This is a genomic window from Pseudomonas sp. GW821-FHT07G06 (assembly GCF_058986625.1).
The window spans coordinates 38,270-50,384 of sequence record NZ_JBYSVW010000013.1 but is presented as its reverse complement, the minus strand read 5'-3'; the positions used below and the strand labels follow the sequence as shown (position 1 = coordinate 50,384).

The 12,115-nt window shown below is 62.0% G+C and carries 10 protein-coding genes; 8 read left to right on the top strand and 2 right to left on the bottom strand.

Going from position 1 to position 12,115, the window contains the following annotated elements; all coding sequences use genetic code 11:
• Positions 1-244: 244 nt before the first annotated feature.
• Positions 245-1,084 carry a helix-turn-helix domain-containing protein gene (locus AC3WJW_RS21315; protein ID WP_493727271.1) on the bottom strand — a complete coding sequence of 280 codons (840 nt, stop codon included), beginning with the start codon at positions 1,082-1,084 and terminating at the stop codon, positions 245-247.
• Between the two features lie 94 nt (positions 1,085-1,178).
• Here AC3WJW_RS21315 and AC3WJW_RS21310 point away from each other — a divergent pair, with 94 nt between their 5' ends.
• The gene (locus AC3WJW_RS21310) at positions 1,179-2,099 is read left to right on the top strand and encodes a LysR family transcriptional regulator (protein ID WP_256357968.1); all 921 of its coding nucleotides are present in this window, start codon (positions 1,179-1,181) and stop codon (positions 2,097-2,099) included.
• A 136-nt stretch (positions 2,100-2,235) separates the two neighbouring features.
• Here the strand turns inward: AC3WJW_RS21310 and AC3WJW_RS21305 are convergent, their stop codons facing one another.
• Positions 2,236-3,150: a LysR family transcriptional regulator gene (locus AC3WJW_RS21305; protein WP_454237830.1), complete on the bottom strand. Its 915-nt coding sequence runs from the start codon at positions 3,148-3,150 to the stop codon at positions 2,236-2,238.
• 71 nt (positions 3,151-3,221) lie between these two features.
• On the opposite strand from AC3WJW_RS21305, the gene AC3WJW_RS21300 reads away from it, so the two are divergent.
• The 7 genes from AC3WJW_RS21300 (at position 3,222) to AC3WJW_RS21270 (ending at position 12,110) form a co-directional block, all read left to right on the top strand.
• Entirely contained in the window at positions 3,222-4,262 is a 1,041-nt protein-coding gene (locus tag AC3WJW_RS21300; protein WP_493727270.1) for an AraC family transcriptional regulator, read from the top strand.
• 466 nt (positions 4,263-4,728) lie between these two features.
• The gene (locus AC3WJW_RS21295; protein ID WP_493727269.1) at positions 4,729-6,669 is read left to right on the top strand and encodes an acyltransferase family protein; all 1,941 of its coding nucleotides are present in this window, start codon (positions 4,729-4,731) and stop codon (positions 6,667-6,669) included.
• Between the two features lie 485 nt (positions 6,670-7,154).
• Positions 7,155-8,507 (top strand): UDP-glucose dehydrogenase family protein, encoded by a 1,353-nt coding sequence (locus tag AC3WJW_RS21290; protein WP_493727268.1) that lies wholly within the window; start codon positions 7,155-7,157, stop codon positions 8,505-8,507.
• Positions 8,504-9,520 (top strand): NAD-dependent epimerase, encoded by a 1,017-nt coding sequence (locus AC3WJW_RS21285; protein WP_493727267.1) that lies wholly within the window; start codon positions 8,504-8,506, stop codon positions 9,518-9,520. Before AC3WJW_RS21290 ends, AC3WJW_RS21285 begins: the two co-directional genes overlap by 4 nt.
• A gap of 145 nt (positions 9,521-9,665) precedes the next feature.
• Positions 9,666-10,412, top strand: a complete 747-nt coding sequence (locus AC3WJW_RS21280) for a sugar transferase (protein WP_493727266.1) — start codon at positions 9,666-9,668, stop codon at positions 10,410-10,412.
• On the top strand, positions 10,413-11,060 hold the full coding sequence (locus AC3WJW_RS21275; RefSeq protein ID WP_493727265.1) for a CpsD/CapB family tyrosine-protein kinase: 648 nt from the start codon (positions 10,413-10,415) through the stop codon (positions 11,058-11,060).
• 21 nt (positions 11,061-11,081) lie between these two features.
• Complete coding sequence (locus AC3WJW_RS21270; RefSeq protein WP_493727264.1) at positions 11,082-12,110, top strand: polysaccharide biosynthesis/export family protein; 1,029 nt, start codon at positions 11,082-11,084, stop codon at positions 12,108-12,110.
• Positions 12,111-12,115: the final 5 nt, after the last annotated feature.

Here is a 12,115-nt window from a genome sequence, read left to right as displayed (position 1 = left end):
GTGTTTCCCTGTAGGAGCTGCCGAAGGCTGCGATCTTTTGATTTTGATTTTTGACCATGTCGAAAGGGCGCAAGATCAAGATCAAAAGATCGCAGCCTTCGGCAGCTCCTACAGGCCGAGCGTTAGCTCGCCTGCCGCATCTTGATCCACCCGCCCCCGGATGAATACCGGAGCGGGAGGCCGTACGTAAGGGCGAAACCGTCAGCCGCCGTTACCGAAGAAACGGATATGTACCCAACAAAGACTACACCCCCAGACGAAACTGCTTGGGCGTAACCCCAAACCGCTTACGAAACGCCCGAATAAAATTACTGGCCTGCCGATACCCCAACCGCTCGGCAATCCGCTCAATCGGCTGATCCCCCGCCGTCAACCAATGCCGCGCCAACTCCAGACTGTCGCTGCGACTCTGTTGCGCCGCCGCAGTCTGCCAATGCCGCAACATGCTCTGATGCAAAAACGCATTAGCCCCCAACAACGGCTCATCAAGGCTAACCGCTGGCAGGCTCAAACACGGATGTGCCCCCTCCAGCACCTCGATACCCACGCTACGCAACCACTGCCCGGCCGCCTGCTGCGGCGTCAGGCGAACGCTGACAAACACCTCGGCCGGCGCCCGCCCCAAACGTCGGGCGATGTTGCGCACCAACGTCAGGGTCGCCGCATCGAGGCCGAAAAAATGCGCCTGTCGGCCAGCATTGCGCAGGTGCAGGCGGGCCTGCCCGTCACCCTCCTCCAGTTCCGCCACCACATAGTTGGTCACCCGTGGCAGGAAATCAGTGAAGCACGCCAGGCTCGCGCGCAAGGTGGCGGCGGAGTCCAGCAGGATGTTCAACCCCCGCAACGTGGTGGTCGCCATGCCATTGACCAGCTCACAGCCAAACGACACCCCCGCGCCCGCACGTTCGCATTCGTTCCACAAGCGCTCGACCAGGTGCGCAGGCACCTGCAGATCCTGCCCTTCGAGTAACGAAAGACAGATGCCGGCCCGTTGCAGCAGTTGGTCCTGGCACAGGCCGGACTGCCGGGCATGGCTGAGAATGGTTCGGGTGAAAGCGCTGGAAATGAACGGTTGGCTGGTCATGGCACGTTACGGCGAGAAGACAGGCGTGTACTTATGCCAGCCTCTATGCTATCGATCCAATGCATTAAAAGTATCCGCCAAATGCAGGAGACGCATGATGGATCTACGACAACTCCGCCACCTTGTCGCCCTGGCCGATTACCGCAATTTCGGGCGTGCCGCCGAGGCGATCAACCTCAGCCAACCGGCCTTCAGCCGTAGCATCCAGACCCTGGAGCGCGACCTCGACTGCGCGTTGGTGGAGCGCAGCAGCCGCGAATTCCGCCTGACGGGCCAGGGTGAACTGGTGCTGCAACATGCCCGGCGCCTACTCGCCGGCAGCCAGGCCTTGCACAACGAACTGACGCAATACAACGGCTTGACCGGTGGCGAGTTGCACTTCGGCTGTGGTCCGTATCCGGCACAGTTGCTGGTGCCCGAGGCGCTGGCGGAATTCATCCAGGCGCACCCGGCGATCCGCATCAGTTTCCACCAGGGCGACTGGGAACAACTGGCGGTCTGGCTTCGTGAACAGCAGATCGAATTCCTCGTGGCCGACGCGCGGTACTTCACCGGCGACCCGCAATACCAGGTGCAGCTGTTGCGCCCCCGGCGCGGGCGGTTCTTTTGCCGTGTCGGTCATCCCCTGGCGCACCAGCAGGACCTGTCCCTGCGCGCCCTGCTCGACTACGCGGTGGTCGGCACGCGAATACCGCCGATGATCCGCAAGATCCTCGCCGACGCACAGGGCGAGGCGGACTTCAACCCGAGCGTGGAATGCGCGCAGTTCGATGCCATCCGCCGCGTGGTGATGCGCTCCGACGCGGTGGGCATCGCGACCATCGAGGCCCTGGCCGAACTGGCCGACCAGGGCCTGATCCGCCTGCTGGAGTTTGCCGATGTGCCCAAGGACGACCCCGGCCTGCAATTGCACTACGGCATCGTCAGCCGCGCGGGGCACTCCCTGACACCGGCGGCGCTGGCGATGGTCGAGGCGGTGCTGACGGTTGACCGGCGTTTGCTGGCGTCGAACTAAGGCTTGCCTGCAACGCCGCAATCCTTGTGGGAGCGAGCTTGCTCGCGATAGCGGTGTGTCATTCAACAATGATGTCGGCTGACACGGCCCAATCGCGAGCAAGCTCGCTCCCACAGGGTTCGCCGTTGCCTTGATGTCACGCCCGCCGCGCCAGCGCCTGCAATGCCCGGGGCTCACCGAGGGCGCGCAGCAGGCAATGCATCGCCTCCTCGCGGCTGCGCTCGAAGCGATAGCGGGACTCGATGTACAACGCCAGTTTCAACTCCACGGGCTCGTCCAGGGGCAGCGGCACGTGTTGCAGGCCCAGCACACTGGCGACCCGGCTCGGCAGGCTGATGCCCAGCGGTTGGCGGTCGGCGATCAGCTTCGCGGCCAGGGTGCTCTGGGTGCTCATCGCGATATGGCGGCGCAGGCCTTTCAAGCCCAGCTGCAAGTCCACCGGGCTGAGTCCGTCGCGGCGGCTCGACACCTGAATCTGCGGTTGCTCCAGGTATTCCTGCAGGGTGCGCGGCGGCGCCTTGAGCGCGGTGCCATAGGCGAACACGTAATGGTCGGCGGGCAATGCCTGCTTGTGCAGGCCGGCCAGCCCGGCCAGCGGCTGGTCGAGGTCGATCAGGATATCCAGCTTGCCGCTGGCCAGGTCCTGCAAGGCGTCACGGCGCCGGGGCTGGAAATAGCGCACCTGCCAATCGGCATGGGGCGATTCGAGCAAGGCATCGAGCAGCACCGGTTGCAGGCAATCCAGGCAACTGATGCGCAGCAGCGGATTGTTCTGCCGCGCGGCGGGGATCATGCGCAAGCCATCGCGCAATGACTCGAGCGCCGCACGCACGTAGTCGGCCAGACGATGGGCGACCAGTGTCGGCGTCACGCCCAGGCGACTTTTGATGAACAGCGGATCGCCGCACAACTCGCGCAGGCGACGCAACGCATTGCTCATGGCCGGTTGCGACAGGCACATCACCTCGGCGGCACGGGTGACGCTGCGCTGCTGGTAAATCGCATCGAAGGCGAGCAACAGGTTCAAATCGAGCTGGCGTAAATCAAGCATGGTCTTGCTCCGGCAAATCGCTTAACGTCGGGCAGCCTAACCAGTGTTCCGGAACAAGCTGTGAGCCCTACATGACAAAAAGCGATCAGCCACTGCACGATCAAGCCCTGCCCAATGCGTTCTACGCACCGACCCTGCTGCCGGCCATCGAAGAGCTGCTGGCCCGTGGCGTGGACCGCGAACACATCGAAGGCCTGTTTCGTCGCAGCCTGTTCGAGTTGCGCACACCCTTCATGCGCGTTCCGCTGTTCATGTCGCGGCGCTTCTGGGCGTTTGCCCTGGAACGGACCGGCGACCCGCTGATCGGTCTGGCGGCCGGTCGGCGCTTCGTTTCCACCGCCACCAATGGCCTGACGTACCTGTTCGATGTGGCCGAATCACTGGACAGTGCCTGCCAGTATTTCGTGCGCTTCTTTCCGTTTTTCAATGGGCACTTCCAGGCGCAGATCATGCGTGGGGGCGACACCGTCGAACTGCGCCTGCTCGATCGCGGCAGCGTGAAAGCCAGCGCAGCCACCGCCGATTACATCCTCATCAGCCTGTGCAGCATGTTGCGGCGCAAGTTCCTCGCCAGCGGCCTCGGGCGCGATCCGGTGCTGGGCATCGGGCTGACCGGGCCCTGCACCGCCAACCCGCAGGATCACGAGCAAGCCTTCCGCGCCCCCGTGCAGTGGCAACAGGCGCAACATTCGATCCGCCTCGATCCCCAGTTGTTCGTCATCCCGTTGACGCCGGGCAATCATGAACTGGAGCAGACACTGGTCGAACTGCTGGAACAGACCCGGCGCAACAGCGAACCGACCTTGCTGGAGCAAGTCTGCGACCACTTGATCGTCGACCTCGCACAAGCCAACTGGCAGCAATGGTGCAGCGCCCAGCATCTGCTCGAACGCACCGCAGCCCGACGCTTGAAGGCGTTGGGCTGGAGTTTTTCCGAGTTGCTCGACGAGTACCGCCGCTACCGGGCCGAAGACTTTTTGCAGGGAACAGACCTGGAGCTGGTGGAGATTTCCGACCGCCTGGGCTACAGCGATGTACAAAGCTTCAATCGTGCATGCCTGCGGTGGCTGGGGTGCGCGCCGGGCGCCTGGCGAGCCCGGCAAGGACAATAAAAAGGTTCTTTGCTCATTCCCGGGAAACTGTAGGAGCCAGCCTGCTGGCGATGGACTCCAGTGCGCCGCGTTGATCCAGATCACACGCGTTATCGTTAACGACCATCGCTGGCAGGCCAGCTCCTACACGGGACCGTGCCCACGCGGTGAAAGCCACAAAAAACAGTGCGATACCTCGGGCTCGTGCAGTGGTGATGGTCGTCGGGTAAAGCGCAGAACCCTGTGGGAGCGAGCCTGCTCGCGAAAGCGGTTTGTCAGTCACATCGATACTGGATGTACCGCCGTCTTCGCGAGCAGGCTCGCTCCCACAAAAACCACGCTCGTGCGCCACCGGGTGTCATTGGTTTTTGCGTCCCCCCGGTTTCCAGCTACAAATGATGGGTGGGTTGAGTGTCCGGAATCCTGACAGCGATTGTCACGGGTCGGACGACGAGGGATGGCTACGGTTTTAGGGATGGTCAGGCGCATGGCTCAAGGCAAGTATCGCTCCGACATTGATGGGCTGCGCGCTGTCGCGGTGATTGCAGTGCTGCTGCATCACCTCAAGGCCAGCCTGTTGCCCGGCGGCTATGTGGGCGTCGACATCTTCTTCGTCATCTCGGGATTCCTGATCACGTCCCAGGTGTTTTCCGAGGTCAAGCGCAATGCGTTCTCGCTCAAGGGCTTTTATCAGCGGCGCATCAACCGCATCGTGCCGGCGCTGGCAACGGTGCTGCTGGCGACCGTGATCGCCGGGGTCTTCATCCTGTCTCCGGTCGACCTGATCCGGCTCAACGTCAGCGCCCTGCTCTCGCTGCTGGGCGTCTCGAACATCTACATCTGGGTCAAGTACGGTAACTACTTCGCCGCCGATGCCAGCGAAGCGCCTTTGCTGCACACCTGGTCGCTGGGTATCGAAGAGCAGTTCTACCTCATCTGGCCGCTGTTCATCGTGTTGCTGTATCGCCTGGCGCCGCGTTACGTGTTGCCCGTGCTGGCCATCGGCGTGGTGCTGGCGGTGGGGGTTTCCGAGTACGCGACGGGGGTCTTCGCCACGGCGGCCTACTACCTGCTGCCCACGCGTTTTTTCGAACTGATGCTGGGCGGGCTGTTGGCGATCTACCTCCATTCACCGCGCGTGATCGGCAAACGGGCGGCCCATGGCTATGCGCTGGCGGGCTACCTGCTGATCGGTTTCTCGCTGTTTGCCTTGAACCCCAACTCCACTTTTCCCGGGATCAACGCTTTGATCCCCTGCCTGGGCGCCGCCTTGCTGATCCTGGCCGGCAGCGGTGAACGCCACTCACGCTTGCTCACCAGCCGGCCCATGGTGTTTATCGGCCTGATCTCCTACTCGCTGTATTTGTGGCACTGGCCGCTGATTGCCTTCCTGAACTACGTGGAAATCCCCATCGACCTGCCGGTGGGCGCGCTGCTGATTGCCGCCTCTGTCCTGCTTTCGTGGCTGTCCTGGCGGTACGTCGAGGTGCCGTTTCGCCGTACCGGGGCAGGCCTGCACTTTGCCCGGGTGTTCACCCGCCGGTTTGCCCTTCCGGCGTTGGGGCTGGCCGTGCTGGCAGGACTGAGCCTGCAGTTCAACGGTTTTCCACAACGCTTCAACGCCGGCGTTTCAGCGCTTGAAGCGATGACCCTGAACAAGCCTGCCGAGGTCCGCCGCGGCTGCCATGTGCCCAATGCGCTGTACCAGACCGAACCCAATCAGCACTGCCGATTGGGCGCAACCAAGGAGGCGCTGGACGGCATCATGATCGGCGACTCGTTTGCCAATCACTTCACCGGCATGGTCGACATTCTGGCCAGGCCCGACAACATGATGCTTATGGACTACACCATGGACTCCTGCCCGCCGATCCTCGGCTACACCGCCGAAATGCCTCCGGTGTATGCGGCCCATTGTGCGAAACGCAATGAGCGGGTGTTCAGCCTGATCGAGCAGAACAAGTATCGCTACGTGGTACTGGCGGCGATCTGGCCCAAGGATGCCCGGGCCAGGGATCTGGTCGAAGCGAGCCTGCGGCGGGTGGTGGAGAACAGCGGCCAGGTGATCGTCATCCTGAGCAACCAGCACATCGAGAAGGCGGCGAGTTGCCCGATTCGCCGGCTGATGTTCGGCACCGGGCGCAACTGCTCGGTCGCCCAGAGCGCACTGGCGCCCTATTGGGCGGACGTGCGGGCCAGGTTCCCGCAGATACGCTTCATCGACCCCAATCAGGTGATATGCCCGGCTGGCGTGTGCAGTCCGATCATCGAGGGTCAGTTGCTGTACCTGGACGACTCACACTTGAACGAAGTGGGCTCACGGTTTATCGGCCGCACCTTGCTCGATCGTGGCTTCTCCCTGCTGCACGACCCCAGGGCGAAACCGCAAACCGCCGACGCAAGGTTGGGTGCCAGCGTGGTCAATTGACACCGCCTCCCCCGCTCACGGGCGCCCGGCAGAAGGTGCGCCCGACTCATGAAAATGCCAATGGCCAGCCCCCCCGTCGACCTGTCAGATCATTGAATTTTGCAATGACCCGAAAGGCAACTTGCCAATAGATTGTCGGTCGATTCTTGACACTGGCATATCGCCACATACGCGTAAGAACCGTCTGACCTTGGGCAAAAGCGTCAATAAACCGGTGACTCAAATCTGACACACTCAAGCTGCTACAGCCCTTGTATTTCGCGGCTTACGACCGTTTATCGCTTTCTTTGGACTCTCGCCAAAAGCCCGAAATCGGGGGAAAACCCAACACTGGTGCGAGGTTGATGGCATTTGGCCCCCCGAGTTTGGGGGTGTCTTGCCCTTTTAACATGCCGGATGGCTGACGCGGTTTTCCGAGGCTGGTCTATACCCCTTTTTACAGTTTTCACTTCACGACTCTCCACCGTCTTACGAGGCACGCCAATATGGACGTGAGCGTATTTGGTACGGGCTATGTTGGCCTGATACAAGCAGCGGCACTGGCCGATGTCGGGCATCGTGTCCTGTGCGTCGACATCGACCCGAACAAGATCAGGCAACTGCAACAGGCCGTGCCACCGATCAGTGAACCAGGGCTTTCCGCCACCCTTGAGGAAAACATCAAGGCCGGTCGCCTGCTCTTCACTACCCAGGCCAGCGATGCAGTGGAGCATGCCGATCTGATCTTCATCGCCGTCGGTACGCCCGCCGACGAAGACGGTTCCGCCGACCTCAGCCATGTGCTGAACGTGGCCCGGCAGATTGCCAGTTTCATGGAGGCCGACCGCACCCTGATCATCAAGTCCACGGTGCCGGTCGGCACGGCGGACCAGGTCAGTGCCACCGCTGTCGAAGAGTTGCAGCGCCGCGGCAAAGGCTCGTTGAAAGTTCGGGTGGTGTCCAATCCGGAGTTTCTCAAGGAAGGCAGTGCCCTGGCCGATTGCATGCGCCCGGACCGGATCATTGTCGGTACCGCCGACGATGAAGCCCGCAGCCAGATGAGCGACCTCTACGCACCGTTCTGCCGCAACCGCGAAAAACTGATGTTCATGGACAATCGCAGTGCCGAGCTGACCAAGTACGCGGCGAACGCGATGCTGGCCACGCGCATCAGCTTCATGAACGAACTGGCCAACCTCACCGAGTTGCTAGGCGCCGATATCGAAGCGGTGCGCAAAGGCATCGGTTCGGACCCGCGCATCGGTTACCACTTCATCTACCCCGGTTGCGGCTTCGGCGGTTCCTGCTTTCCCAAGGACCTGCGCGCCCTCCTGCACACCGCCGAGCACTGCGGCATGCCCTTGCGTCTGCTGCGCAGCGTGACCGAGGTCAACGACCTCCAGCGCCATATCCTGTTCAGCAAACTCAAGGCGCAATTTCCCGGCGGGCTGACCGGCAAATCCATCGCCGTGTGGGGCCTGGCGTTCAAACCCAACACCGATGACATGCGCGAAGCCCCCAGCCGTTATCTCATGGAGGCACTCTGGGCCGAAGGCGCGAGCGTGCAGGCCTACGACCCGGAAGCCATGTCCGAATGCCGGCGCCTCTACGGCTACCGCGACGACCTGCATCTGTGCGCCACCCGCGATGACACTCTCGAAGACGCCGATGCCCTGGTGATCTGCACCGAGTGGAAGAACTTCCGCGTGGTCGACTTCGACCTGCTGGCGAGCAAACTGCGTTGCCGGGTGGTCGTCGACGGGCGCAACCTCTACAACCCGGAACAGGTGGCGGCTGCCGGCCTGCACTACAGCGGCATCGGCTTGCGCCACATCGTGCCCGAGGCCGTACGTCCATGAAGATTCTCGTCACCGGAGCGGCCGGCTTCATTGGTGCCCATTGCGTGCTGCGACTGCTGCGCGACGGCCACCAGGTGTTCGGCCTGGACAATTTCAACAGCTACTACGACCCGCAACTCAAGCACGATCGTGTGCGTTGGGTGCAGGAGCAGGCACGCCCTTTCCAGCTCGCAACGGTTGACCTGGCCGATACGCCGGCCATAGAGGCGCTGTTTGCCAGGGAGAAACCAGAGGTGGTGATCCACCTCGCGGCCCAGGCCGGAGTGCGCTACTCCCTGGAGAATCCCCGGGCGTATCTGGACAGCAACTTGAGCGGTTTCCTGAACATCCTCGAAAGCTGCCGCAACCACCCGGTCAAACACTTGATCTACGCCTCGTCCAGCTCGGTGTATGGCGCCAACCAGCACACACCCTACTCGGTGCGCGATGGTGTCGATCATCCGCTCTCGCTGTATGCCGCGACCAAGAAGTCCAACGAATTGATGGCCCACAGCTACAGTCACCTGTTCGGCATTCCCTGCACCGGACTGCGCTTCTTCACGGTATACGGTCCCTGGGGACGGCCCGACATGTCGCCGATCCAGTTCGCCCGGGCCATCGCCGAAGAGCAGCCACTGAAGCTGTTCAACTACGGCGAGCACCAGCGCGACTTCACCTACATCGACGACATCATCGAGAGCATCACGCGCCTGATCGAGTGCCCACCGCAAGCCAATGACCAATGGGACCGCGAACACCCGGACCCGGCTACGAGCATGGCGCCCTGGCGGATTTTCAACATCGGTGGCCAGCACCCGGTAGCGCTCAAGGATTATCTGGCGCTGCTGGAAAAACACATGGGTCAGAACGCCCGGGTCGAGCTGCTGCCGCTGCAGCCCGGCGATGTCCTCAACACCTGCGCCGATGCCAGCGACCTGGCACACGCGACCGATTTCCAGCCGCGCATCGAGCTGGATGAGGGACTTGGGCAATTCGTTGCCTGGTTCCGCGCTTACTACCAACCAACTAATTAAATAATTAGTACTAACTGAGTAGTTAAATAATTAGCACTAACCAAGTAACTAAATAATTAGCACCAATCAACTAATTAATTAGTGATTAACACTAACTAACTGCCTATCGCCCACGCCGCACGCGGCTGAACTTTGCGGAGGAATTATGACTGGTCATGAGAAAAGTGTGCCCCTGGACACAATGCGCAGAGACAAGCGCATGGACCCCGAGCACCGCATGCGCATGGACGCCGCCATTCACATGCAGGGACGTGGCTGGATTACCGGTCGCGACGGTGGCCGACCCTGGACCCTGTCGCGCACCAACCGCGTGTTGGCCAGCTGCGGTGCGCTGCTGATCCTGATGCTGATTGCGCCGGTGCTGCTGGGCCTGGCGCTGGCCATCAAGTGCACCAGTCCGGGGCCGGTGATGTTCGTGCAGAAACGCACCGGTTACCGCGGCCGCCTGTTCGGCATGTACAAGTTCCGCACCATGGTCATCAACGCCGAGGAACTCAAGGAGTCCCTGCGGCACCTGAACAAGCACGGCGCCGACGCCATCGATTTCAAGATCGACAAGGACCCGCGCATCACCGGCATCGGCGGCTTTCTGCGGCGCACCAGTCTCGACGAGCTGCCGAACCTGTTCAACGTCGTGAGCGGCGACATGCGCCTTGTCGGCCCCAGGCCCACTTCGTTCAACGCCTACCGCTACAAGGACAGTCACCTCGTTCGCCTGAGTATCTACCCCGGCATGACCGGCCTGTGGCAGATCTCCGGGCGCAGCAATATCGACTTCGACCAGCGCGTTGAGCTGGATCTGCGTTACATCGCCCAACAGAGCCTGCTGCTTGATTTGAAGATTCTGTTGAAAACCCCTTTCAAAGTATTCAGCGGCCACGGAGCGAGTTAAATGGACGGTTCAACTGCTAAAAGCCTCAGCATTGCCAGCCCGAGCGAGTCCAACCTGACATCGACCGTGCTGGACCAGGAGCTGCGGATCCTGTTCCTGACCGCCGCCAACCCCGGCGCGGGCACCACCACCAGCGCCCTGGCGCTGGCCAGCCAACTGGCGCAGATGAGCAGCGGCCTGGTGCTGCTGGTGGACGCCAGCCAGTCGGCGACCAACCTCACGCAACAGTTGGGACTGACCAGGGAACGGGGGTTTCACGACTTGCTGTTCAACACCCAGAACCCGCCCTTGTTGCAGGACTGTGTGGTGGACGTGTCCAGCCTGCCGTTCCACCTGCTGCCGTTCGGCCGCCACTCCCGGGGCAACGAACACCTCACACCTGAACGCCTGGGCCCGCTGCTCGATCAACTCGGCAGTCAGTACCGCTTCGTGGTGATCGATGGCGATGCCGTGTATTCGGATTCCGACACCCTGGCCATCAGCACCCAGGCGGACGGCGTGGTCATGGTCGTGCGCTCTGAAGACACCCGCTGGGAAGTGGCCCAGGCCGCGGCACAGCGCCTGAGCCAGGCCGGCGCGAAACTGGTCGGCAGCGTGTTCAACCGACGCAAGTACTACATGCCCAAGTGGCTGTACAAAAACCTGTGAGCCACCAGAAAGGATGACGCCATGAACGCCAAGATGCTTGTCCTGCTGTTGCTGCCGCTTGCAGGTTGCTCCAGCACTTCCTCCGACCAATCCCAAAGCATGCCGGTGCAGATCCTCACGGCCCCGCCGGCCAACGCCCAGGCCACCGACGTGCCCAAGGTCGAGCAGACCCTGCGGCCACAAGACGTACTGGACGTGATTTTCCACATCAGCACCAGTGGTTCCGACGCCTATCGCGTGCAGTCCGGGGACATGATCTCGCTGAACTTCACTGCCGCCAGCCAGCTCAACGGCAACCAGTTGGTGCTGCCCGACGGCACCATCGAACTGCCAGGGGCCAACACCTCGGTGAAAATCGAGGGGCTGACCCGCGATCAGGCACGCGAAGCGATTCAGCGCGCCTACGACCGCAAACAGCTGTTCCAGCCCAACCGCAATCAGCTGTCGGTGAATCTGGTGAGCCCGCTGACCAATGAACAGAACCTCAAGTCCGTGCTCAACCACCCCGGCACCGGCATGAGCCGGGAAATCACCGTGGGCACCGACGGCTACGCCAGTTTCCCGGAAATCGGTGCCGTGCCGCTGCAAGGCATGACCGTCAACCAACTGGAGGCCTACCTCAATAAACGCTACGCCACCTTGCCGGGCCGCATGACCGTGGACGTGCTGCTCAAGTCCACCGCCGGCAACGAGATCTTTGTGCTGGGTGAAGTCGGCCAGCCGGGCTCCTACCCGATCCGTCGCCCGGTATCGGTGCTTGAGGCCCTGACCATGGCACGCGGCTCCAACGTCAAGGCGCGCCTGGACTCGGTGATGATCATGCGGCGCAACGGCAACCAGGTGGTCGCGCATCGTTACGACGTGGAGAAAGCCTTGTCCGGCGATGCCTCGCAGATCGCCTACCTGCAAGCAGACGACATGCTGTACGTGCCCAAGACCAAACTGGCCAGCGCCGGCGAACTCGCCCGGCAACTGGCGGACGTGGTGTTGTTCCAGGGCGTGGGCATGAGCTTCAGCTATCGCGTCGACAACAAAGACAGCAACGACTAACTCTC

Excerpts from the sequence above, each read along its gene's own strand:
- AC3WJW_RS21315 (WP_493727271.1), bottom strand. The coding sequence starts at position 1,084 with ATGACCAGCCAACCGTTCATTTCCAGCGCTTTCACCCGAACCATTCTC.
- AC3WJW_RS21310 (WP_256357968.1), top strand. The coding sequence starts at position 1,179 with ATGATGGATCTACGACAACTCCGCCACCTTGTCGCCCTGGCCGATTAC.
- AC3WJW_RS21305 (WP_454237830.1), bottom strand. The coding sequence starts at position 3,150 with ATGCTTGATTTACGCCAGCTCGATTTGAACCTGTTGCTCGCCTTCGAT.
- AC3WJW_RS21300 (WP_493727270.1), top strand. The coding sequence starts at position 3,222 with ATGACAAAAAGCGATCAGCCACTGCACGATCAAGCCCTGCCCAATGCG.
- AC3WJW_RS21295 (WP_493727269.1), top strand. The coding sequence starts at position 4,729 with ATGGCTCAAGGCAAGTATCGCTCCGACATTGATGGGCTGCGCGCTGTC.
- AC3WJW_RS21290 (WP_493727268.1), top strand. The coding sequence starts at position 7,155 with ATGGACGTGAGCGTATTTGGTACGGGCTATGTTGGCCTGATACAAGCA.
- AC3WJW_RS21285 (WP_493727267.1), top strand. The coding sequence starts at position 8,504 with ATGAAGATTCTCGTCACCGGAGCGGCCGGCTTCATTGGTGCCCATTGC.
- AC3WJW_RS21280 (WP_493727266.1), top strand. The coding sequence starts at position 9,666 with ATGACTGGTCATGAGAAAAGTGTGCCCCTGGACACAATGCGCAGAGAC.
- AC3WJW_RS21275 (WP_493727265.1), top strand. The coding sequence starts at position 10,413 with ATGGACGGTTCAACTGCTAAAAGCCTCAGCATTGCCAGCCCGAGCGAG.
- AC3WJW_RS21270 (WP_493727264.1), top strand. The coding sequence starts at position 11,082 with ATGAACGCCAAGATGCTTGTCCTGCTGTTGCTGCCGCTTGCAGGTTGC.